General features: G+C 54.7%; 21 protein-coding genes. 3 read left to right on the top strand and 18 right to left on the bottom strand.

Annotation, left to right across the window (positions count from 1 at the left end; translation table 11 throughout):
- Window positions 1-126: 126 nt before the first annotated feature.
- Entirely contained in the window at window positions 127-1,113 is a 987-nt protein-coding gene (locus tag ACR0JE_RS12700; RefSeq protein WP_480864402.1) for an aldo/keto reductase, read from the bottom strand.
- Window positions 1,114-1,194: 81 nt separating this feature from the next.
- Here ACR0JE_RS12700 and ACR0JE_RS12705 point away from each other — a divergent pair, with 81 nt between their 5' ends.
- Window positions 1,195-2,022 (top strand): LysR family transcriptional regulator, encoded by an 828-nt coding sequence (locus tag ACR0JE_RS12705; protein WP_480864403.1) that lies wholly within the window; start codon window positions 1,195-1,197, stop codon window positions 2,020-2,022.
- 20 nt (window positions 2,023-2,042) lie between these two features.
- Here the strand turns inward: ACR0JE_RS12705 and ACR0JE_RS12710 are convergent, their stop codons facing one another.
- The 4 genes from ACR0JE_RS12710 to ACR0JE_RS12725 all read right to left on the bottom strand — a co-directional run bounded on the left by ACR0JE_RS12710 (window position 2,043) and on the right by ACR0JE_RS12725 (window position 6,318).
- Window positions 2,043-3,410, bottom strand: a complete 1,368-nt coding sequence (locus tag ACR0JE_RS12710; protein WP_480864404.1) for a dipeptidase — start codon at window positions 3,408-3,410, stop codon at window positions 2,043-2,045.
- Between the two features lie 108 nt (window positions 3,411-3,518).
- Entirely contained in the window at window positions 3,519-4,541 is a 1,023-nt protein-coding gene (locus ACR0JE_RS12715; RefSeq protein WP_480864405.1) for a glutathione S-transferase C-terminal domain-containing protein, read from the bottom strand.
- Window positions 4,542-4,551: 10 nt separating this feature from the next.
- Window positions 4,552-5,118, bottom strand: coding sequence for a hemerythrin domain-containing protein (locus tag ACR0JE_RS12720; protein WP_480864406.1), 567 nt, complete (start codon window positions 5,116-5,118; stop codon window positions 4,552-4,554).
- 912 nt (window positions 5,119-6,030) lie between these two features.
- A complete protein-coding gene (locus tag ACR0JE_RS12725) occupies window positions 6,031-6,318 on the bottom strand; it encodes a (2Fe-2S)-binding protein (protein ID WP_480864407.1) in 288 nt (95 codons plus the stop codon).
- A 90-nt stretch (window positions 6,319-6,408) separates the two neighbouring features.
- On the opposite strand from ACR0JE_RS12725, the gene ACR0JE_RS12730 reads away from it, so the two are divergent.
- Complete coding sequence (locus ACR0JE_RS12730) at window positions 6,409-7,089, top strand: IS6 family transposase (RefSeq protein ID WP_480864518.1); 681 nt, start codon at window positions 6,409-6,411, stop codon at window positions 7,087-7,089.
- 240 nt (window positions 7,090-7,329) lie between these two features.
- Here the strand turns inward: ACR0JE_RS12730 and ACR0JE_RS12735 are convergent, their stop codons facing one another.
- From ACR0JE_RS12735 to ACR0JE_RS12795, 13 genes are all read right to left on the bottom strand, one after another.
- The gene (locus ACR0JE_RS12735) at window positions 7,330-8,457 is read right to left on the bottom strand and encodes a Gfo/Idh/MocA family protein (protein WP_480864408.1); all 1,128 of its coding nucleotides are present in this window, start codon (window positions 8,455-8,457) and stop codon (window positions 7,330-7,332) included.
- Window positions 8,458-9,237: a ThuA domain-containing protein gene (locus ACR0JE_RS12740; protein WP_480864409.1), complete on the bottom strand. Its 780-nt coding sequence runs from the start codon at window positions 9,235-9,237 to the stop codon at window positions 8,458-8,460.
- Window positions 9,238-9,241: 4 nt separating this feature from the next.
- On the bottom strand, window positions 9,242-10,288 hold the full coding sequence (locus tag ACR0JE_RS12745) for a LacI family DNA-binding transcriptional regulator (protein ID WP_480864410.1): 1,047 nt from the start codon (window positions 10,286-10,288) through the stop codon (window positions 9,242-9,244).
- A 19-nt stretch (window positions 10,289-10,307) separates the two neighbouring features.
- Window positions 10,308-11,312 carry an ABC transporter ATP-binding protein gene (locus ACR0JE_RS12750; RefSeq protein WP_480864411.1) on the bottom strand — a complete coding sequence of 335 codons (1,005 nt, stop codon included), beginning with the start codon at window positions 11,310-11,312 and terminating at the stop codon, window positions 10,308-10,310.
- An 11-nt stretch (window positions 11,313-11,323) separates the two neighbouring features.
- Entirely contained in the window at window positions 11,324-12,241 is a 918-nt protein-coding gene (locus ACR0JE_RS12755; RefSeq protein WP_480864412.1) for an NAD(P)-dependent oxidoreductase, read from the bottom strand.
- 104 nt (window positions 12,242-12,345) lie between these two features.
- A complete protein-coding gene (locus ACR0JE_RS12760; protein ID WP_480864413.1) occupies window positions 12,346-13,158 on the bottom strand; it encodes a carbohydrate ABC transporter permease in 813 nt (270 codons plus the stop codon).
- 1 nt (window position 13,159) lies between these two features.
- Window positions 13,160-14,047: a carbohydrate ABC transporter permease gene (locus tag ACR0JE_RS12765; RefSeq protein ID WP_480864414.1), complete on the bottom strand. Its 888-nt coding sequence runs from the start codon at window positions 14,045-14,047 to the stop codon at window positions 13,160-13,162.
- 113 nt (window positions 14,048-14,160) lie between these two features.
- Window positions 14,161-15,468: an ABC transporter substrate-binding protein gene (locus ACR0JE_RS12770; protein ID WP_480864415.1), complete on the bottom strand. Its 1,308-nt coding sequence runs from the start codon at window positions 15,466-15,468 to the stop codon at window positions 14,161-14,163.
- Window positions 15,469-15,994: 526 nt separating this feature from the next.
- Window positions 15,995-16,276 carry a type II toxin-antitoxin system RelE/ParE family toxin gene (locus ACR0JE_RS12775; protein WP_480864416.1) on the bottom strand — a complete coding sequence of 94 codons (282 nt, stop codon included), beginning with the start codon at window positions 16,274-16,276 and terminating at the stop codon, window positions 15,995-15,997.
- Window positions 16,273-16,557 carry a CopG family ribbon-helix-helix protein gene (locus tag ACR0JE_RS12780; RefSeq protein ID WP_480864417.1) on the bottom strand — a complete coding sequence of 95 codons (285 nt, stop codon included), beginning with the start codon at window positions 16,555-16,557 and terminating at the stop codon, window positions 16,273-16,275. The genes ACR0JE_RS12775 and ACR0JE_RS12780 overlap by 4 nt, the downstream gene beginning before the upstream one ends.
- A 418-nt stretch (window positions 16,558-16,975) precedes the next feature.
- The gene (locus tag ACR0JE_RS12785; RefSeq protein WP_480864519.1) at window positions 16,976-17,653 is read right to left on the bottom strand and encodes an IS6 family transposase; all 678 of its coding nucleotides are present in this window, start codon (window positions 17,651-17,653) and stop codon (window positions 16,976-16,978) included.
- Window positions 17,654-18,413: 760 nt separating this feature from the next.
- On the bottom strand, window positions 18,414-19,520 hold the full coding sequence (locus ACR0JE_RS12790) for a ParB/RepB/Spo0J family partition protein (RefSeq protein ID WP_480864418.1): 1,107 nt from the start codon (window positions 19,518-19,520) through the stop codon (window positions 18,414-18,416).
- Entirely contained in the window at window positions 19,517-20,824 is a 1,308-nt protein-coding gene (locus ACR0JE_RS12795) for an AAA family ATPase (protein WP_480501703.1), read from the bottom strand. Before ACR0JE_RS12795 ends, ACR0JE_RS12790 begins: the two co-directional genes overlap by 4 nt.
- A 467-nt stretch (window positions 20,825-21,291) precedes the next feature.
- Between ACR0JE_RS12795 and ACR0JE_RS12800 the strand changes: the two genes are divergently transcribed.
- Window positions 21,292-21,975, top strand: a complete 684-nt coding sequence (locus ACR0JE_RS12800) for a DnaA N-terminal domain-containing protein (RefSeq protein ID WP_480864419.1) — start codon at window positions 21,292-21,294, stop codon at window positions 21,973-21,975.
- The last annotated feature ends 36 nt before the right edge of the window (window positions 21,976-22,011 follow it).

Genomic DNA, 22,011 nt, shown 5'->3' on the forward strand with positions numbered 1-22,011 from the left:
CTTCGGGAAGAAAGGGGAAAGCTTGGCCATCTGCTCATCTGTAAGCCAATAAAGGTCGCTCATTTCATCGCTCCGTTTTCGGAGCTGTGAATCTCGCAGCGCAGCGAAAATCAATGCATCCTCACCCTACCTCGCGCGGTCTGGTTCTTTAGTTTTGCGTGCAATCAAGCTTTCAATTTCGTTCATTACTTCATCCGGCAAAGCACCGAAGGTCAGTGCGCCTGAAATGCCCTCAATTTGTTCTTCTGTCCGTGCGCCCGGAATCGGTACATATGTTTCAGATTGGCCCCATATCCACCCAAGAGCCCCCTGCACAAGCGTTCGACCATTTGTGGTGAGTAAATCGCGAACCGTATCGAGCTGTCGCATGAAATCTGGATTTACCCGGCCATCCGTATAGTACTCCATCCAGCTTTCGCCGGATGCACGCACATCATCAGACGCCATAATGGTATTCCGATTGTATTTCCCTGTAAGCAGCCCCATCGCAAGCGGTGAGCGGATAAGGGACAACAATCCTTCCTCTTGGACCACCTGTTGCATGCGGGGCGCGTCGAAAAAGACGTTCAACACGTATTCCACTGCACTGAAGCCATCCCTGGATGCGGCTGCCCGGGCGCTTTCGGAATAGTCGGTGCTCCAACCGTAGGCACGTAGTTTCCCGGCCTCTTTTTGCCGGTCCAGTTCGTCAAACACCGCCTCGGCCTCGTCAATTGGCATATCGTTCACATGCAACAGCAAGAGATCGATCCGATCCCGTTCCAGCCGCGACAGGCACCCATCTACAGCAGGGCCAACCTGATCGGGGGTGAAGGGGTCAAATGAAATCTGTCTGCTCGCTTCATCGATCCCAACCCCTATCTTTGTGACAATCAGGGCGTCGGGTCGATGCTTTAGCGCTTTGCCCAACAAACGTTCCGAATGCCCAGCGCCGTAGGCGGCAGCGGTGTCAAAAAGTGTGATCCCACCGTCCAGTGCCGCGTGGATCGTACGAATGGAGGCACCGTCGTCCGATCGGGTGTAACCCAACGACTGCTTACCACAGTACATTTTGCCACCAATCGGCCAGCACCCCATGCCAAGGGGTGAGATTTCGGTTTCGAGAAAGTTCATCTGTGAGTCTCCTGACTGATCCTTCAGAAAAAACGCCATCACAGCCTTTTCATCAACAACACAAAATGTAACCTTCATTTCATGTATGAAAGTAACTTTGACTGGGACAACCTGCGGCTTTTCCTTGCGGTTGCCAGAGCGGGCGGGCTTGGGCCAGCAGCTGAACAGACCGGCAAGAGCGCACCCACGCTGGGTCGGCGCATGATCGAGCTTGAGCGCAACCTCGGAACCGAGCTGTTTCACCGTAAACCGCGAGGGTATGACTTGACCGAAGACGGACAAGCGCTTTTGAAAAAAGTCGAAAGCATCGAAGCGCGCGTCCGACCTGTCACGGAAAGCGGCCTTGCTACTGCGCCACCATTAGTCAAAATTTCGGCCGGGACCTGGGTAACAAGAATTTTGATTGGCGCTCTCGCAAGACTTAAGGGATCAATGCCAGTCCGGCTGCGTTTCATCTCGTCAGAAGACCTATTGAACATCGGACACCGGGAAGCCGCGATCGGCATTCGAAACCACCGGCCAGAAGAGATCGGCTTGGCCGGTCGCAAGATCGGGCGGGTTCGGTTTGCAGTCTATGCTGCGGAAGAAGGCATTTCGACCTGGGTGCGCGTCATGTCCAAAACACCCTCGGCCAGATGGGTGAAAGAACATTCGCAAGAGGACGACGCCATCGAAGTGACGGCGCCACAGAATGCGCTTGAGCTTGCAAATGCAGGTCTTGCCCGAGCGGTTCTGCCAACTTTCATTGGAAACACGCAGCCGGGCCTGAAACCAGTGTCACCTTTGATTGACGATCTGGAACATGATCAATGGCTCGTCACGCATCATGAAGATCGGTTTCTCGCTGAGGTGCGGCATGTCATAGATCGCACCTATGCAGTGATGACGGAAGCGTGTGAAAACGGTTGAACCGATGTTGGCTGTTAGCACTATTCGCCCAACCGTTCCATCAACCGGGCGTAAGCCGTTTGGCCACGTCTGAAGGTTGGCAGACGGAAGAACTCGTCAGGGGCGTGTTGGTTTTCATCCTCATGTCCAAAGGCAAACATGACAGCATGCAGACCCAACTCATCCAGCAAGGTCGACATGACAGGGATCGAGCCACCAACGCGGGGTTTGTACGCCGGTTTGCCGTAAACCTCTTCGAGAACCTGTCCCGCGATTGCGGTTGCGTTGTGTCCTGCCGGTACAAGGAACGGGTCCGCGCGCCCTGGGTTGCGCGATACCTCAGCAGTGACACCCGGCGGGCAATAAGCCTCAACATGGGCCGAGATCAGATCAAAGATCTTTTCGGGGTTCTGATCGGCCACCAAGCGACACGTGATCTTGGCCGAAGCAACTGCGGGCAAAACGGTCTTTGTGCCTTCCCCTTGCCAACCACTGGTCAACCCGTTGACCTCAAGCGTCGGGCGCGCCCATAGGTTTTCACGTGTGGAATATCCCGGCTCGCCCAAGGTCGCTGGCGCTCCGGTCTGGGCCAGATAGGCCGCCTCGTCCCAGGGCACCCGCGCAATTGCCGCACGGTCTTCATCTGTCAGCTCGACGACATCGTCGTAGAAACCATCCACCGTGATGCGACCATCGGTCGATTTCATACTGGCAAGCAACTGGGCCAGCGCCATCGCCGGGTTTGCGACGCCGCCGCCATGCATACCAGAATGCAAATCGGATTTGGCGCCCTGAACCGAGATCTCAAGTGAGGTGAGCCCTTTCAGACCGAGGACAAGTTGCGGCGTCTCGGTATCCCACTGGCTGCCATCGGCAGAAAAGATCATATCGGCCTGAAGCCGGTCGAGATTTGCCTCGATAAAGGGCGGAAGGTCGGGCGATCCGATCTCTTCCTGGCCCTCAAAGAAAAACCGCACATTGACTGGCAGTTTCCCGGTTTCCGCCAGCAAAGCCTCAGCCGCAAGGATCGGGATGAACATGGCACCTTTGTCGTCGGTCGCCCCACGCCCATAAATCCGATCTCCGCGGATCGTCGGCTCGAACGGAGGCGAAGACCAGAGCTCAAATGGTTCGGCTGGTTGCACGTCAAAATGGCCATAGATCAGAATCGTAGGCACATCAGGCCCGGCATGCAGCCAATCGGCACAGACCACCGGATGACCGGCAGTCTCCATCATCTGAACGTTTTCCATTCCCGCCGCAACCAACCGATCAACCACCCACTGCCCGGCCTTTCGAACATCGCCCGCGTTTTCGGGTTTGGCTGAAACCGATGGAATACGAATGAAGTCGCACAGCTCTTCAACAAAGCGCGATTGGTGTGTGTCGAGATATTCGGTCCAGCTCATTCCATGCCCTCTCTGATGCTGGCGCCTAACTTACGAAACTGGACGTGGCCCGCAAGCCTGCGGAAATCAGTGCATCCCGACCCCAATGTACAGCCAAACTGACGACGCCTACAGCACTGCGAGATCAGGACGTAGATAGGCTTCAGGGTAAGACATTGGTTTAGATGGACCACGGGGAACGACGCCATTCCAACTGCGCCCGAAATATCCCTGGCGGCAATGGACAAGGGATCCGGAGTTGGCAACGCCAGGCAGTGCATACACACGGCATAGCCAACGCCATAAATGCGGATAATCCAATATCCGCGCTCCGTTAAGCTTCATCCGCACATAGTAGACGGGATCATGGCGATAAAGAGTGGGGAACAGGCGCAGATCGGCCTCTGAGAAGTGAATGCCCGTTAAAAAGGGCCTGCCATCAGAAAGGAGCTGCTCCAATTGTTCAAGTGCCTCGAAATAGGCGTCAAATGCTGCGGCATAGATCGTTTGATCAGATGAAAACCCGGCCTTGTAGGCGCCGTTATTGATTGCCGTGTAGATCAAGTCATTCAAGTTATGGATGTGTTGACGCAGTACTTCGTCGTCCGGGTAAAGCCTCACGCGCCTATTTGCCGGGATGGTGCCGCCAAGGGCCTCTGCACAGACATCCAACATGCGGATAATTTCGGCGCTTTCGTTGCTCACGATTTGGCCTGATTTCTTATCATAAAGGATCGGAAGGGATTGCTCATCGGAGCCTTCGGCACGGTAAATACCTTTAGCAAGGCGAAGTCCTCTGCCGGTTCCGGTCTCTCCGGTGCACTCCGGCAAGGTCTCGCCTGTGAGCGAGGCAATGCGGTCAGGCGTAAACTCCCACAGGTTCGGTCCCTCTGGATCGTCTTCGCCAGTGCGGTTGGGGAAGGCTACATCCATCGTGACACTGTCGTGCAACCCCAGAACACTGCGCGCCAAGGTCACGCGATGACACCACGGACAATTCAGCGCCACGAACAGGTGATACCGGTGGGGTTCTGCAGGAAACTCAGGATCACCAATGGCATGACGAAAGCCACTGACGCCGCGCACAAATTCACCTCGTGCGCGGCGCTCAGCGATGGCAGTCTGGTCTTCTTCAGTTGATGTGTCGGTCATGAGGTCAGCATCATCCTCTGAGTCTGTGATGCAAGATAATTGGTACGGCCAATTCTTCCTCATCACTCAAATGGCGTTCCAGAAACGCTTTGATCGTTTTGCTTGTCGCATGGAGCTGCCCGGCCTCATCATAGGCTTGGGACTCATCCAGAGCAGACAGTTTGATCACACGGTTCGCTATACGGGTGAAATCATCCAATACCTTGTCTAGATCCGCGTGATCCTGTTCCAGAAGCTCAAGCCCCGCATCAAATCGCGGGTCTGCAGCCGACAATTCAGGGAAATAGCTGCGATCTTCCCAGCCGTGATGACCATGCAGGCTCCCAACCAGATTGCCGCCATGGTAGGACAGCCGACCAGCATAATCGTCCAACCCCATATCGTTGTTCAACACATCTTCCGTATCCAATTGAATACGTTCCGCCAGGCGGCGGAACATCTGGTGTGCCCCGAGCCAATGCCTGGTTTTTTCCTTGAACCCAGGGTGCGCATCCCAGCTGTCGCGGGGATATTTTTCCAAGAGAAACCGCATCTCTTTCGGCATATCGTCTTGGCGGATGGTGTATGTATCGAGCATCGGTCGTCTCCTTTCGTGACATAGGTGGGAATTCGGATCAGTCTCACCAGTAGCGCAAAACGCACAGTGACTATGCGTCAGCGAACCCCCGCAAAGTTCATGCCGCCCTGATCAGCGATCGCGTATCTAAGTTGGTGATGTCAGGTTGCATGAAGACAGACAGGCTGTCTTTGCCGCAAACGCCAGCGTAGACCTGCATAAACTAAGCACTTGCACCAGAGTTTCGCGCGAACTGTTCTGCACCAACCTGTATTGCAAACACTGGTTTGCAATGCGCTCTTGGGCGCGTGCTGCGCCGTGGACCATTCAGATTAAAAGTGCGGGGCGAAAAACGCGCCCCGCACCAGTCTCTAACGACCGCCCGCTTTCCCGGGCATGTTCATCCGCTTGGCCGCTCGCCGTGGCACTTTCTTGCGCAGATCACGCGGTAGTTTGGCTTTGGTCTCCACAGGCTTCGCAGATTTCAGTGTGTCCTCCACAGCAGGAAGGGTTCCCTCACGGGTAAATTTTGGTGGCTTGAAGGGCATATTGCACCTCATGACAAAAAGCAGCTTAAGTCGCACAGATGTACGACTACGAACGCCCACAAGGGGCTAGCGTCGTGAGTCCATTGTCAGAGTCCTCCGCAGGAGTGTTTCGGTGCGCATTCTGCCATTTCGGGCCAGTGCGCGGCGGGATCAGAAAGTATGCTGGTCCATTGTCAGTATCTCCTTCGCGAATGTTGGGATCGTCTCAGACCACAGGGTATCTGTCAAACCTGTTCAACGAATAGCGACATTTGTCGCCTTGCCGCCGAGTCCGGCCCGGAACTGCTCTTGGTCGATAAGCATCATCGCTATTGCGCGTGACGTCTGAGACGAATTTTGCTGCTCAAACACAATATACAACAATCCTGCAACGAGAACCTTGAGACTACCCCAATTGTTCTTGCGGGCATTTCTTCGGCTTGTTGCGGATCAATTTCGAATGCGCCTTAACCAAGTCAGCCAACTCTGGCCGACATGAACCGCAGTTCGTTCCCGCGCTAAGGGCGTCTCCGATATCGTCCACACTGATCAAACGCTTGTCATGAATGGCGCGGACAATGGTCGTTAGGCCAACCTCGAAACACGAACAGACGATCGGCCCGCAGTCCTCAGAATCAACAGATGACTGGCACGACAGAATCTGCTGAGGCGCAACCTCGGGTAAAGTTGCCAATTAGGGTTCCGTTGCAAACTTTCGACCATTGACGCTTTCGGAATTGACGAGTGAATGACTCGTCGGTCGTATCAAGTCGAAAGCCAGCTCATGATTTCTTTCAAAGGTGCACAGTATCCGAAAGATGTGATCCTATTCGCGGTATTCTTCTACGTTCGATACGGCGTTTCCTACCGCGATCTGGAAGAGATCATGGCAGAGCGAGGTGTTTCCGTCGATCACACAACGCAGAACCGCTGGGTGACACGGTACTCTTGCGCAATCGCTGAAACGGCACGCCGCCGCAAAGGCAAATGCAACCGCTCCTGGCGAATGGACGAAACGTATACTATAGTAGAGGGATCATGGGTTTACCTCTACCGAGGGGTCGACAAACACGGCAAAACTTTCGATTTCATGCTTTCACACCGTCGGAGCAAGCCTGCCGCCACCAAATTCTTCACCCGGATGTTGGAGCTCATTGGTCTACCGCAAAAAATTGTCGTTGACAGAAGCGGAGCCAAAACAGCTGGTATCAAGGCGATCAACAATATGCTGAAAGGCTTTGGCTGCCCGATCTCGATTGAGATGGTGAGGTGGAAATACCTGAACAACATCTTGGAACAGGACCATCGTTTCATCAAAAGACGCGTCCGGCCAATGCTAGGGTTCAAGGCGTTCGCTGCAGCGGCGGCAACCCTCGACGGAATCGAAGTGGCACACATGATCCGCAAAGGTCAAATCACGCCCGGAGTCTGTCCGTTTCGGCAATTTGCAGAGCTGGCCGCTTAGCCCGCCGGTACAATGCTATCGCTATCGCCAGTTAAAACTTCGCAACAGATCCTCCTGAAACTCACGGGTATGAATCACGTAGGCAAGATGACCACAACCAAATTAATGGGTCCAAAACCTAGATGCCATCTAGAATGCACAGCCCACCACCATCCTTGTGGCGGGGCACTCTCTGAGGCCTGCACAGAACTACCTGTTACGCGGACGGAATCCACCGAGGCAGATTCATTCCTCTTGAGGCTAAGGGACTGTGACCCAATTGCCATCTGACATGTTCGAAGCGATGCAAGTTTCGATAAATGCCATACCTGACATCCCTTCACTGATGCCCGGAAGAGAAACATCCAGCTCTTCACCTCGGATCAGCTTGGCCGCCTCACTGTAGATGTTTGCAAACCCTTCAAGATAGCCCTCGGGATGGCCGGGTGGTATGCGCGTCCAATTCGCCGCCTGATCACCCAGCCCATAGCCACCGCGTGTCAGAACCTGACGGGGTTTGCCGAGTGTGGCGAGGTGAAGCTCGTTTGGGTGTTCTTGGGCCCACTCCAGCGAACCGATTTCTCCAAAGATGCGCAGCCGAAGCCCGTTCTCGCAGCCGACAGCGACCTGGCTGGCCCAAATCATCCCCTTGGCGCCGCCTTCCAGCCGCAACATGATGTGGGCATTGTCATCCAACCGTCGCCCTTCAAAGAAGCAGTGCAAGTCAGCGGCCAAGGCCTGGATTTTCAAGCCCGTGACAAAAGACAATAGGTTGAACGCATGGGTGCCAATATCTCCGATCGCGCCACCCGCACCGGACTTTGCCGGGTCGGTGCGCCACGTGGCTTGTTTGTTGCCAGATTCTTCCAACGGCTCTGCCAGCCAGTCTTGCGCGTATTCCACCTGAACGATGCGCACGGCGCCTATTTCTCCGGCGTCGATGATCCGTTTGGCATGTCGGATTAGAGGATAACCTGTATAGTTATGAGTTAGGACAAACTGCGCCTTGGACGCTGCAACAGCTGCTTCGATCCTTTGTGCGTCTTCGACTGTCGAAGCAAGGGGTTTGTCGCTGACCACGTGGATGTCTTCTTCAAGGAAAGCAATAATGGGATCAGCGTGCATATGGTTCGGCGTGACAATGGAAACGGCTTCGATCCCATCGGGCCGGGAACCTTCGGCCTTTGCCATAGCGCGGAAGTCGGAATAGCTGCGATCCGGGTCGAGACCAAGTGCAGCGGCAGAGATCTGGGCGCGTTCGGCGTTGGACGACAATGCGCCGGCGACCAGTTCAAATTGGTCATCCATCCGTGCCGCGATGCGATGAACGGCGCCAATGAAGGCCCCCTGTCCGCCGCCAACCATACCAAGACGAATTCTGTCGGCCATTTAGCGGAACCCTTCTTCGCCATCTGCGTGCAGCTTGGGTCCGCGTGCGGTAATCGGCTCATGCGACTGTGCAACATCAATGTTTGGGGCACCATGAACGTCTGCTATACGGACCTCTGTGTTCGTGGCCCACTTGACGGCGTTCACCAACACTTTCTGAACGTTGGTGTCGTAATAGGTCGGATACGCCTCGTGGCCGGGTCGGAAGTAGAACACGTTGCCCGCGCCGCGCCGATAGGTCAGGCCTGACCGGAAGACTTCTCCGCCCTGGAACCAGCTGATAAATACCGTTTCAAGAGGCTCGGGAACAGCAAAAGGCTCCCCGTACATCTCTTCCTGCTCCAACTCGAAATGCTCAGGCAGCCCTCGCGCAATGGGATGGTGGCGGGACGTTACCCACAGGCGTTCGCGCTCGCCCGCTTCCCGCCATGTCAGGTTGCAGGGCGTCCCCATCAGTTTCTTGAAAATCTTGGAGAAATGGGCGGAGTGCAACAGGATCAAACCCATCCCACCATAGACCGCATCTGCCACGCGCTCGACAACTACATCGTCAACTTCGCCGTGTGCAGCGTGGCCCCACCAGATCAAGACATCCGTTTCGTCCAGACGTGATTGCGGCAAACCGTGTTCGGAGTCTTGCAAGGTTGCGGTGCTGGCATCGATCCCGCCCCTCTTTAAGGTGTCGGCAATGCAGTTATGCATCCCGTCAGGGTAAAGATCAGCTACGATCTTGCTCTTTTTTTCATGGACGTTCTCGCCCCAGACAATGGCTCGGATCATTGGGCTATCCTGGTTTTGCAACAGTGTGCGCTTCGCCACGCGGGGCTGCGGTACTGTCGCGCACGATCAGTTCCGGTTTAATGATTTGCGCTTCTTTCGCGCCCGGCTGGTTCTCAAGAACCGCGATAAGTTTGCGGGCCGCCAATCTTCCCCACTCCCGTCGCGGCAGCCGGATCGACGATAGACCTGGATTGAAGACGGCCGAATAGGGCATGTCATCATACCCGATGACAGAGATATCGTCGGGCACCTTCAGACCCGCCTGAGACAAGCCGTGTAGCAAGCCTGTCGCGGTTTCATCATTATGCACAAAGACGGCCGTCGGCAAATTTCCCGAAGCTGTCAGCGACTTTGCTGCGCTTTGACCAAACTCGATCGATAGATCGCCAAATATCCGTCGCTCATCCTGAGGGTCGATGCCAGCTTTCAGAAGCGCGTCGCGAAAGCCCAGATACCGCCGCTCGAAACCCGGAACGTTGAGAGACCCGCAGACCTGAACGATATTAGTGTGACCCAATCCGATCAGGTGTTCTGCTGCAAGACGCCCGCCCAATTCGTCACCCGTGCGCACGGTCGGCAATTCCAGTTCACGATGCCCCCCACAGGATACCAAGGGCGGGCCGGAATAGACGCCTTTGTCGTCGCTTGGCAGCAGATCTTCGGGAATGCTGAGGGTGTTAAGGATCATACCGCCGGCCTGATTCATTAACAACATATCGGTATAGACGCGTTCGGTTTCTGTGTCCTCGGAAGTATCGCCGATCAGCACGACATAGCCGTGCTCGCGCGCTTCTTCTTCGATACCTTTGAAGAACGACGCAAAAAAAGCGTTGGTAATGTCGGACACCAGAACCAGAATGGTTTTGGAGCTGCCTCTGCGCAGCTCGGCAGCCGCTTGATTGGCGCGATAGCCAATTCGTTTCATCGCGTCAAAGACTGCGTCGCGCGTCTCGGATTTCACATCATCCGGTTTGGACATCGCTCGCGAAACGGTGGCTATAGATACACCAGCCTCGCGTGCCACATCTTTTACAGTCGGTTTCTTCGTCATTCGCACCACATTCATAGGATCATGCCACCAGCGGTCGACCTTCTTGGTCGAATTTATGAATGAACTGCGGATTTGGCTTCAGGTAAACGGTCTCGCCAACCTTTTGATCGTGTTGTCCGCTAAGATTAACGGTCAAAGCACCTGCGCCATCAACATTTACGTAGAGCACGGTGTCATGGCCCAAACGTTCGACCAGCCCAACCCTGCCTTCCCATGAATCGTCGCTTTGCCCCATGATGAAGTGTTCGGGCCGCACACCCAGTGTCGTGGCACCTGCCGCTTGGGCATGTGCGCCTTTGATGAAGTTCATCTTCGGTGACCCGATAAAGCCTGCAACAAATTCCGAGGCAGGATGGTTGTAGAGGTCCATCGGGCTGCCGACCTGTTCGATATAGCCGCCGTTCAGGACAACGATCCGGTCCGCCATTGTCATGGCTTCAACCTGATCATGGGTCACGTAGATCATGGTCGTTTCCATGCGCTGGTGCAGTTCGCTAATTTCAACGCGGGTCTCCGACCGCAAAGCCGCGTCGAGGTTGGATAGAGGTTCGTCCAGGAGGAAGACTTTGGGCTTGCGAACAATTGCGCGGCCAATAGCGACGCGCTGGCGCTGACCCCCGGACAATTGCCCCGGTTTGCGATCGAGATAGGGGCCGAGTTGCAGGGCGTCGGCGGCCTCTTTCACTTTCTCGGCAATCTCGGCTTTGGACCTTCGCTCGAGGCTCAGCGAGAACCCCATGTTTTCGGCAACCGTCATCTGTGGGTAAAGCGCGTAGGATTGGAACACCATCGCGATATCGCGCTGCTTGGGTGAAAGTTCGTTCGCGCGTGCGCCACCGATCTGAAGCTCTCCGCCGGTGATCTCCTCCAACCCTGCGATCATGCGCAGCAAGGTGGATTTGCCGCAACCTGAAGGGCCAACAAAGACGATGAATTCACCGTCGGCGATAGAAAGGTTGATGTCGTGCAAGACCTCGGTCTGTCCGTAGGCTTTCGATAGGTTATTTAGCTCTAGTCCAGCCATGCGGCCCTCCCTTAGCTCGCGACCAATGGTGCGCGGATGATCTTCTGTACGGTTTCCACCGATGCAGCTTGAAGCTGGCGCTCGGTGCGGTTTTCCTGCATGGCGGCGATGTCATGGACAATCATGTCGCCAATTGGATGGCGTCCGCCCTCAACGGCTGCTGCGCGATGGGGTGACCATATGACATTTTCAGCTTGCCTCAGCGGATCGCGCTTGGACACAGGTTCGATTGGGAACACGTCGCTGGCGATCCGCAATTGCCCGCTTTCGGCCGCCTCAAGCAGTGCGTCGAAATCCACCAAGTGGGCGCGACTGACGACAACGACCAATGTGCCCTGAGGAATTTTTCGGATAAGTTCCTTCGACACGAGATGAAAATTCTCTTCGGTCGGTGTGGCGGCGATGACCACGCACCGGCATGTCGTGACGGCGTCTTCCAATTCGCAGAAGTTAATGTCGTTTTTTTGTTCAGAAGCTTGCAGCCAAGGATCAAAAGCCTTGATTTTCGGTGAGAATGGCGCGAGCAGCCGGGCGACTTCTCGCGCGATAGAGCCATAGCCGACAAAGCCGATGGATTGTCCGTAAAGTGAAAAATCCGAACCGATATTGTCGGCCAGCCAGCGCTCGGATCCTGAGCGAAACCTCTCGTGCTCCTCTACAATTCCGCGCGCGCCAGCAAGCATCAGACCCAAAGTCATCTCAGCAACTGAATAGCGAAAACCGGGCGCGCAGGACAGTACTTCAATGCCGCGCGAAAAACAGGCCTCATAGTCCAAGCCAGTTTGAAAGGTGCCTGAAACTTCGATCACGGCACGCAGATTCTGAGCACCATCGAGCTCTTCCCGAGTCAACTGCGGCTTTGCCGCGATCACGTATTCTGCAAGCGGCAGATGCTTGAGGAAGGTCTCTCGCGACATCGGCCAGTTCACACCGCCTGCGATGTCACAGATATTCGTCAGCTTTTTGTACGCCGAGGGGCGGAACAGTTCTTCGATGTGCCGAAAGTGTTGATCCATAATCAGGAAAGGTTTATTCATTTTACTGCCCCTGCTGTCATCCCGCGCGTGAAGCTGCGCTGGAACACCAGGAACAACAGGACCACGGGGACCGCCATGATCACGGTGCCTGCCGACAGGCCGGTCACGTCGCGAGTCATTGTTCCTTGAAAATTCAGAAGACCGACAGACAATGTCCGCATTTCATCGCGCGTCAGCAACAGCAGCCGCAACAACAGGTCGTTCCAACTCCACAGGAACTCCAGCAGCGCTGTTGTGACGACCGCGGGCGTTGCAATTGGCATGACGACCCGGCGATAGATCTGAAACTCGGTTGCGCCGTCGATCCGCGCAGCTTCGTGCAAGGCCTTCGGAACACCCGTGAAATAAGACGTGAACATGAAGACAAAGACCGAGAGGGCCAAGGCCAGGTCGGCCAAGATCACACCTAAGTGCGTATTGAGCAAACCCAGTGAGCGCACGATCTGGAAGAGGGGCAACACCACCGCCGTCACGGGGATCATCAGGCCGAGCACAAACAACAATTGCAACAGCATCTTGCCGCGAAACTGCATGAAGACCATCGCATAGGCCGCAAGCGAGGCGATGATGATCATAACAATTGCATCCACAACCGAAATGACCAGGGTGTTGAAGAAATACCCACTGAACCCGCCTTCTGTCCAAACGCGAACATAGTGTTCGAACGTTAGGTTCATGGGCGGCGCCCATGCAGGGTTCACCAGTTCTGTAGTTGGCTTGAGCGATGTAAAAAGCGTCAAAATCAGCGGTGCGACCATCAAAATTGCGATGACGCCCAGGATGAACAAAAGGATCCATTTGCGCGCCATGTCACTGATCCTTCCGGTTTTGAATTTGCAGGTAAATGATCGTGGCGAAGCTGACGATCACCAGCAAAGCTACGCCAATCGCGGAGCCATAGCCGTAGTCGTTCTCCAGCGCGCCGCGCTTATACATGTAGGTCGAGAGAATTTCGCTGAATCGGATTGGCCCGCCCTGGGTCGTAGCCCAGACTATGTCGAACACCTTGAAGGATTGCGTCAACGTCAGGATGAATACCACGGCTGTTACCGGACGCAAAGCAGGCATCGTTACAAAGCGGAACTGCTGAACCGGGGTTGCGCCATCGACCTTCGAGGCCTCATACAGGTCTTCATCAACGGCCTGCAGTCCCGCAAGAAAGATGATGACGCTGAGCCCTATGGTCGACCAGCTATGCGCAAAGGCAAGCGCGTATAGCACAACCTGCGGGTCACCCAGCCATGGTCGGGTCAGCGCATCGAGACCGACGCCGTCCAGAAGCTGATTGATCACCCCCTTTGGCTGGTACATCCAGCGCCAGATAGTTGCGACCGCCATTGGCGAAATGACGACGGGCAGAACGATGCAGGTTTGTATCAACAGGCGCGCTTTCCAAACCCGCGCCAGCATCGCTGCGATGACCAGTCCTAGCCCTACATTGATCAATAGGATGACGCCGGACCAAACAAAAGTGTTGCGAAATGCCTCCCAGAAAATCTTGTCCGAGAACATCTTCTGGTAGTTTTCCAGTCCGATATAGTTGCGTTGCGGGCTGATCCCGTCCCAATCCGTGAATGAGTACTCGACCACCGAAATTGTCGGGTAGATGGCAAAAAGAATGTAGATCGACAGGGCGGGCAGCAAGAACAACACGAGGTTCAAACGCTGCGCCAGTTTCGAATTCGGATCGAGAAACATGTCGTCTTCTCCGCAAAGGTGAGGGACAGGGCATAGTTCGAGTGTGAGGACGGTAAGCGGTTCCCGAGCGGGGAATGCGCCCAGAAACCGCCTTGGCGAGTCCCGCTTTCGCGCTACTCGGCGATGCCGCCGGGCAGCATGATCTCGCCCGCCTCTTTGGCCTCAGCCCATGCGCTTTGCATCTCAGCAGTGAAGTCCTCAGGGGACATCACGTTGAGCAACAGCCCCTGCAGGCCGTCATACGACACAGTCGTCAGACCGCCCGGTGTGATTGTGTCAAGGAACGCGGGCACAGAGCCGTTCGCCGCGTGATCATCCGACGTTTTCCAGATGTCTTGCGCCAGTTGAGACATGTCTGCCTGAGCCAACGCCTCGTCCAAGGAACCGACAGGAATAGTGCCGGAATTCAACAGTGCTGCACGACCACCCGTCTCGATGAACATGCTGTTCAGGAAAGCAATTGCATGGTCTTTAACCTCAGACCCTTCTCGGATGTACCAGCCGCTACCGATAGAATTGGTCGGATGTATCATCTGACCGTCCTCAAAGGGGGGTACAGCAAAGACGCTGTAGTCGCCGATCCGATCACCCGCGGCGTCAATGCCGCCACCGATGACCCAGGGGCCAGTGAACGTCATGGGCACCTCGCCGGCCCAGAAGCTGTCCATCAGCTCGCCATATCCAATTGCGACAGGCGTCGGGCCGAACCAGCCGTTTTGACCCATTTCCTGCAGTTTCGCCGAAGCTGCGACAAACGGGGCATCGGTCCACTGGCCGTCGCCAAACAGGACATTTTCGATACCGTCAGGGCCTGCGTAGCGACCAAACATCATCGACTGCCAATGCGACACAGGCCATTTATCAGCACCGGCCAGCCCGATGGGCGTGTCGTATCCCGCCTCTTGTAGGGCAGCGACCGTAGCTTCCATCTCGGCCCAAGTTGTCGGGACGGAAACACCGACCTCGTTAAAGATCGTCTTGTTGTAGAACATGCCGGTCGTTTCGACTTCATTGCCGAATGCCCAGAGCTTACCGTCGCTGGACGTCTGCACAACGATGCCTTCCGGAATAATCTCGTCCCATCCGTTCTGACGGTAAGCGTCTGTCAGGTCAGCTACCAGACCGCCTGCGATCAACGCCGCGGGCTGACCAGGACCCGTTCCGAATGTGAACAGATCAGGCCCCTCGCCAGCGGACAAGGCAGGCACAAGCGCAGGGTTGAACAGATCAGACGAGTTTTTGACGATCGTGATCGTCGCGTCTGATTGGGCCGCATTATACGCCTCGGCCAGTTCATCATAGACCGTCGCCTGGCCGGGCTCTCCTGCGACCCAAACGACAACTTCGGCTTGTGCAAATGCTGTGATAGGCAACACGCTCAGCAATCCAAAGGTCGATGCAGCGCCAATAAACTTCCTCATCTTATCCTCCATTCGATGTGGCTGAACAATAATGTATTCGATTACATCTTTTCTGTAAACGAATACATTTTATTGCCTAAACGTCTGGCAAAAAGCTACTAATTGGCTTCCGTACGGCTTTCCATAGCTCTGAGGAGCATCGAGAGGCGCTAAGACTTAGCCTGGCGTCACCACGTATATTTGCAGCGATTCTCTCAAACGTTATGCGACTGCGCATCCCCTCTCTCACATGCGGAGCAGAGGTGTTCCGCAATCTGCATTCTCTCAGCACTTGGAATGACCGCTCCTACGATTTCGACCGCTACGTTGCAAAAATATACTTTCCGCGTCTGCAAACGGATGCTGCGTCAGCAATAGCCGCATCTGCATAGGGCCGCTTCGTCCCGCAATACGGTCGTTGGCACTAAATGCAGCGCATGACTGCTTCCCGCCATCTGTGCAGAAGCTAGTGATCAAATAACAAAATACGTTCGGTTGATTGCCCACTACCCTGCCGGGCTGAAGCCACCAATTTAAACTCCTGGTTTCAGTATTCCGTGCCCTGCCGCGTATCCCAGAGACGCAGAATTTCTATCTGAGTCGGCACTACGCGATAGATTAGCGTGAAAGGGGTTCGCGGTACTGAAAGCTCCCGTACATATTGGAGTGTGTCACTTGGGTGACCTGTATAAGGGTTGGCTGCTAGAGTAAGCTGAATAGCTTTGAGCTGAGCTCGTGCCCTTTCGCTACCTTCAGGAAATACTGACGTGTAGTAGTAACGGAACCATTGAATGTCCCGGACCGTATCTTCGAGAAATACAATTTTCATTGGCTATTGGATTGCTCGCTTGCTACCGGAGCAGAGAGCTCATTCTCGGTATCCCAGCTGTCTATCCAGGCATTCATCTCGTCAGCCGCGATGAACTTTCCTTGATCTGCTTTCTTAACGGCCGCATCAATGGCTGCACGTTTTGCTGCCTTGGACTCCAGCATCATTCTGATTGCCCGTACCGCGAGTTGTGCTGGCGGTCGATCTTCGATCGCAGCTTCGCGTTCCAGGGACTTTCTCAAGTCTTCATCGAGACGGATTGAATATGGGCTGGTACTCATCGCAATCACCTGTTTCCAGTATGTAGTACAAAGTAATACAGCGGCACTCTATTCACAATAGACGATGGCATGAACGATATCTGTTGCTCTGAGCTCATCAGCGAGATGAGAATTCACAGGTACGGCCCTCTCTTCTGTGGTTTCGTTGAATTTTGTTTCAACAAAGCGAATGGCCGCATGTCTCCCCGATCGATTTTGGAGGTCATAGAAATCAAATAGGCTTGGTGGGATTTTATGTTCTCCGCTCGTTCGAAAATATATCCTAGAACCATGAAACGGAGAGCAGAGCTATGTGTAGATTTCGTAGCATACCAAGTCTGACCAAATCGTAGGTATTTGGCTATATCACCCATAAGACGGTCACAAGGTTCTGTCGCAATTTTCATTGAAGGCTGGAGAGATGGCGCAGGCGGGTTCATTATCCTGCCAGTTGAACAAACTGCTGAAACGGACGGAGTCCGGGCGTGAACTGATCTTTGCGGATCATGTTAACCAGTTCGATACCGGCTAGGGTAGATGCAGCTGAAGAGAAAGATTTGAAACACAGCATTGGCCAGCTGCGACGTTTTATAAAGCGATGGTCTTGTTCAATGATGTTGTTGAGATACTTTCGTCTGACCATCTCAATCGGTACCGAACAACCAAAGCCTCTCGGCATCTTGTTTGTTGCTTTGATGCCAGCAGTGTTGGCCTCGCCTTTGTCGATGACAATCGACCGTGGCAACCCGTTTGCCTCAAGCACATGAGCGAAGAACTTTATTGCCGAAGCTTTATTCCGGCGTTTGGATAGCATGAAGTCCAAGGTCTTGCCGTATTTATCGATGGCCAGGTAGAGATAAGCCCATTCACCCTTCACTTTCACATAGCTCTCATCCATGCGCCATGAACGGTCGGCAGGGCGCTTTTTGTACCGTGAAGCATCAGCTACAAGACCGGCATATCGACTCACCCAACGGTTCAGCGTCGCGTGATCCAGTTCAACGCCACGTTCAGCCATGATTTCTTCCAGACCCCGGTCAGACACGCGGTATCGGAGATAGAAGAAAACAGCATACAAGATCACTTCTTTCGGAAAGTGTGCATCCTTGAATGAGATTGTCTCGGTCTGCCCCTGTAATTTGGAGCATGCGCTACCAAAACTAAGCTTGAACAGACAGGTGGGAACAAAGTTTGCGACAAAACCAAAACTGAACCCTCAAACCCTTCTGCAACACACCTCATATGTTTTTTCATAGGCTCAGCAGTAACTTTGTAATGATCTTTATTTAGACATTTTGAGCACTGTATCCGCAACCCTCAAAATCACTGTTGTCACCCGATTTGCATCCCAATTCGTCCTAAGGCGAGCTCTATCAGGAATTGGGCACAGAAATGGCGTTGAAGCCCAAACACCTTAGTTCCCTGCCCTGCCCCCCTGCCCTCTCACAATAAGTCCGTGGAATGGTCTTTGATCTGTGTGCACCTTCCATGATCGCTGGGCCCATGAACAAGGCAACGGCGTTGGCCTTGATTGCCTCCGGCCCTCGCGACATCGGCGGCATCTCAAACGAGAACAACGGCGTCAGACAACAATGGTCTCAGTCGCGCAATGCCTGCGCAAGACACTGGCTTGCCCGACTGGGCTCGACTTGGACCGGAGCGTCACATCCTGGCGGGAGCTTTGCTTGACAAAGTAGCTCGCCTTGCAAGCGGGCACGCCCTTGTTGAAACAAACCAGCGCCTGGATCCAGTTACAGACCCAACGGGTTTGCGTAGACCATGCAGATGGCCTTGTGATGAATGTGTTGACACTCGCTCTATACGCAAAACACCGGGCTGATAGCCCGGTGCTTGGTCTGGTCTAAGATGGCAGTTTCTTACCCGTGGGTAAGATCATCCTCTTCCTGAAGATCATCAAGCAGCACCGCGACAGCCTGTTCCAGCTTGCTACGATCTACACGCGTGAAATCCAGATCATATTTCAGTTCTATGCGCCCGTTCGAAGCCGAGCATCGGGCGACCCCTGCCCTTCCCGACACTTGAAACGTCGTTTTGGCGCGGCGGGTTTTTCCTGAACTGCTGGGTGCCGGTTTCTTTTCGGCTCCTGTCTGAACCTCTATAAACGATCGCAAGATTGCCATCTCGCGAGCGCTGTCCCGCTCCGGTTCGCTCATCACGGCGGTGCTCACCTGACGTACCAAACCAGGATCAGCATCGAGCTTGCGTTTGAGCGTGACCCCCAGATTGCGCGGGATGTCATTTGGGTGCATCAGCACCTTGTCCAACATCATCAACAAACTGGCAAACGCACGGATATAACTGCGCTTTGTGTAGCTGGCTGATTTGAACAGGATCGCCACCGCCTTATCCACATCCGCACAATCATTTGCCGGATCTTCTGCGTAGGCGCGCGCCAAGGTACCCATCTCCGCAAATGAGATATCCTTGCGGATGAGGTTTTCATCCACCATGCGCCGGTAGCTGTCATTGATATCCGCGGCATCCGAAATGCCCGCCGGGATTTCAGCGTAAATCTCATCGCCGGTTTCCTCATACAAGGCGCGATAAGCAGACAAGCGCCGCATACCTTGTATCAGATCAAATCGACCATCCGAGCGACGTTCCAACCGAATTGGGTTTGACAGACCAATGTCGCGGATCGAATCCTTCAATTCATCCAACTCGTCATCCGGACCAGCCTTCCGATCGCGTGTCAGCTTTTCGGTGACGACATTCGAAAGCGCCACACGCTCGGTCACCAAACCTTCAGACCGTAGCCGCACCAGTTCATGCGCCAATCGGTCATTTTCGGCGCGGATCGTATCTTCGGTTGATTGCTGGTCGCGCAGGGCATCTGCGTTCTCTGAGATCGCTGCAGCCATCGGACCGCGCCTTTTCTCCAGCACCTTGTCTGGAACTTTACCGACGGGGATGTCCTCCATTGCCGGCATATCGATGTCAAACATTCTGCGTTTACGGCTCATGCGTCATCCTCCAGCTTGTCCCAGGCCGTCAGCATGACATCCCGGAATTCCTCATAGACGTTATCAAAGGTCGATCGTGCGCGCCGCCAAGTCTCGCGCGTCATCTCTCGGTAATCCATCTCGTAGACCGAGCTTAGGAAGCGGCCCGACTGTTCTACGGCGCGGGTCATCTCTACCGGGTGCTGCGCAACGTTGTCGCCGAAGACCTTGCGGAACGCCTCGAACATCGCAAGGTGCAGAGCGTTGCCCGGCTCGTATCGCGTCAGCAGGAAACGAAGTTCGCAGAAGGTTTTGGGAAGACCGATCTTACCCGTGGGTAAGGTCTTGTCGAACCCATAGGCCAAATCCTCGAGCGCTTCGGCCAGCTGACCAATGAAAGAGGTGGTCGAGTCGTATTCCCAATATCCTGGCCCGGAGGGGATATAGAGCATGTCCGCCGCAAAGACCGCATTCATGGACTGATAGCCAATCGCGGGCGGGCAATCGAAGAGGATCAGGTCATAGGCATCATCCGGGATCTGATCCAGGTAGCGCGACACCGCTGCAAAGAACGACCATTCAGGATTCAGGTGCCGATACTGGGCCGACGCAAACTCAACAAAGGCAGCGTTCGCACAGGACGGAATCACATCAATCGTCGACCAGGAGGTTTGCCGAATAAAGTCAGCGACCCGCAGATCACCCAGACCCATACCTGTGATCGAGGGTGGCAGCTCGCGGCGGGGCAGGGCGGTGCCGGATTCGGCAGCGGCCGGGCGGTTGTTCATCCGCTCTGTTTCACGGATCAGATCGCGCGCCATAATACCCCAGACAGTGAAATCCTCTGCCACATCGGTCAGGCCCATCGAATGGCTAAGCGTCGCCTGGGGGTCGAAATCTACAACCAGTACCCGATAGCCATCCAGTGCTGCCGCATGCGCCAGATGCAAAGCAACGGTCGATTTGCCGGCACCCCCTTTGAAATTGGCAACAGCTGCACGCATGGCGCGTTTGCCGGCGGGGCGGGGCGGCATCAGGGATTTGCGGTTGACTTTGAGCCGGCGGCGCAGCTCGTTCACCTCTTCGAGGCTGAACCAGCGCTGTCGGCCATCTGGCTCGACCTCACCACCGGGCAGTGAAGGATCAGCGGCAAGCTTACCGCGGAAGGTCGACTGGTTGATCCGAAAGATCAGCTCGGACACTTCCCAACTAGAGAAGCGGCGGAGCGTCTTCTCCATCTCGGGGCTGAAGGTCTGCTGCCGTATCCAGCCCTGCAGTTTCAGCGATTGATTGCGCAATGCGTTTAGATCTTCGTGCGTATACATGCCTCAGCTCTCGTTCCTTCGGACGCTATTTGTTATCTTTTTTCTATTTACGCCCGATTTGCACTTTACGCAAAAGAAAATATCATGAAGATGAAACTTACCCGTGGGTAAGAAAACAAGGGCCAGCGCAACGCTGAGCGATTCGGAGACAAGGGTACTGAAATCCGCGGTAGCGCATCGCTGCTCCACCCACATTTAGGGGGCCACCAATAGGAGACCAACCCCATTTAGGGGGACAGAATGGCCAAATAGGGGGTCATCTTGCATGTCCCCCATCACCAATACTTCACCAAATTTCTTTTATTGAATTGATCTGAACCCAAGCCCAAACTGGCCTGAAATGAGACTCTGCTTGACAGAATCGAAGCTTTGGACGCTAATCACTGCAAGATGATGAAAAGCGTTGGCAAACAGCGTGACACGGCGGTAAGAACCGCATGAGGCAGACCAGAGCGGTGAGAACGAGGATGCAGCTTGCAAAACCGGTCGGGCGAAATGCACCGGCCCTCAAGTACGATATTCTATCGGCGCTGACGGTGCATGCGCTATCGGGCGACAAGCATCGTCAGCGCAGTATTCTACGTATCGTAGCCCTGATCACCACGCGGTATAACTGGCGCAGCAATGAGCTTTCGATTGGGCGAGAAGAAATCTCGCGGCTGTGGTCGGTGAATGAACGCACGGTGAAACGAGAAATGGCTAAGTTTCGCGCGATGGGCTGGGTTGTGGTCAAACGACCCGCTGCCCGAGGGCGCGTGGCGGTATACGAGCTGGATCTAAAGCAACTGATGCTGGATACCTCAGAGGTCTGGCCTGTGATTGGCACGGATTTCCAGGCGCGTATGACCGATGAACCCGAAGCGGCCACTAATATTGTGCCATTCAAGGTCAAAGCGGCGTTACCTGACGGGACCGAAGATGATGTCTGGACGCAAGTGCAGGCCATTTTGCATGGCCGAGACCCCGAGCTTTGGGCAAGTTGGTTCCAACATCTAAGCGAGGCCGAAAGGGCAGGGGGCGTGGCGACGCTGATTGCCCCCTCGCGTTTCATGGCGGACTACATTGCCCAGAAATGGAGCGCACGATTGCTGGCAGCTTATAGCCGGGTTGATCCGGACATACGCAGGCTACGCTTTGAAACCTCGGAATAGGCCGGAGATGCTCGGGGAATGGGCCCTCGATCAAGC

This window comes from Ruegeria sp. H3 (assembly GCF_056533095.1).

Excerpts from the sequence above, each read along its gene's own strand:
- ACR0JE_RS12775 (WP_480864416.1), bottom strand. The coding sequence starts at position 16,276 with ATGAAAATTGTATTTCTCGAAGATACGGTCCGGGACATTCAATGGTTC.
- ACR0JE_RS12780 (WP_480864417.1), bottom strand. The coding sequence starts at position 16,557 with ATGAGTACCAGCCCATATTCAATCCGTCTCGATGAAGACTTGAGAAAG.
- ACR0JE_RS12710 (WP_480864404.1), bottom strand. The coding sequence starts at position 3,410 with ATGAGCTGGACCGAATATCTCGACACACACCAATCGCGCTTTGTTGAA.
- ACR0JE_RS12750 (WP_480864411.1), bottom strand. The coding sequence starts at position 11,312 with ATGGCTGGACTAGAGCTAAATAACCTATCGAAAGCCTACGGACAGACC.
- ACR0JE_RS12800 (WP_480864419.1), top strand. The coding sequence starts at position 21,292 with ATGCAGCTTGCAAAACCGGTCGGGCGAAATGCACCGGCCCTCAAGTAC.
- ACR0JE_RS12740 (WP_480864409.1), bottom strand. The coding sequence starts at position 9,237 with ATGATCCGAGCCATTGTCTGGGGCGAGAACGTCCATGAAAAAAAGAGC.
- ACR0JE_RS12790 (WP_480864418.1), bottom strand. The coding sequence starts at position 19,520 with ATGAGCCGTAAACGCAGAATGTTTGACATCGATATGCCGGCAATGGAG.
- ACR0JE_RS12720 (WP_480864406.1), bottom strand. The coding sequence starts at position 5,118 with ATGCTCGATACATACACCATCCGCCAAGACGATATGCCGAAAGAGATG.
- ACR0JE_RS12700 (WP_480864402.1), bottom strand. The coding sequence starts at position 1,113 with ATGAACTTTCTCGAAACCGAAATCTCACCCCTTGGCATGGGGTGCTGG.
- ACR0JE_RS12730 (WP_480864518.1), top strand. The coding sequence starts at position 6,409 with ATGATTTCTTTCAAAGGTGCACAGTATCCGAAAGATGTGATCCTATTC.
- ACR0JE_RS12745 (WP_480864410.1), bottom strand. The coding sequence starts at position 10,288 with ATGACGAAGAAACCGACTGTAAAAGATGTGGCACGCGAGGCTGGTGTA.
- ACR0JE_RS12760 (WP_480864413.1), bottom strand. The coding sequence starts at position 13,158 with ATGGCGCGCAAATGGATCCTTTTGTTCATCCTGGGCGTCATCGCAATT.
- ACR0JE_RS12735 (WP_480864408.1), bottom strand. The coding sequence starts at position 8,457 with ATGGCCGACAGAATTCGTCTTGGTATGGTTGGCGGCGGACAGGGGGCC.
- ACR0JE_RS12795 (WP_480501703.1), bottom strand. The coding sequence starts at position 20,824 with ATGTATACGCACGAAGATCTAAACGCATTGCGCAATCAATCGCTGAAA.
- ACR0JE_RS12765 (WP_480864414.1), bottom strand. The coding sequence starts at position 14,047 with ATGTTTCTCGATCCGAATTCGAAACTGGCGCAGCGTTTGAACCTCGTG.
- ACR0JE_RS12715 (WP_480864405.1), bottom strand. The coding sequence starts at position 4,541 with ATGACCGACACATCAACTGAAGAAGACCAGACTGCCATCGCTGAGCGC.
- ACR0JE_RS12705 (WP_480864403.1), top strand. The coding sequence starts at position 1,195 with ATGTATGAAAGTAACTTTGACTGGGACAACCTGCGGCTTTTCCTTGCG.
- ACR0JE_RS12770 (WP_480864415.1), bottom strand. The coding sequence starts at position 15,468 with ATGAGGAAGTTTATTGGCGCTGCATCGACCTTTGGATTGCTGAGCGTG.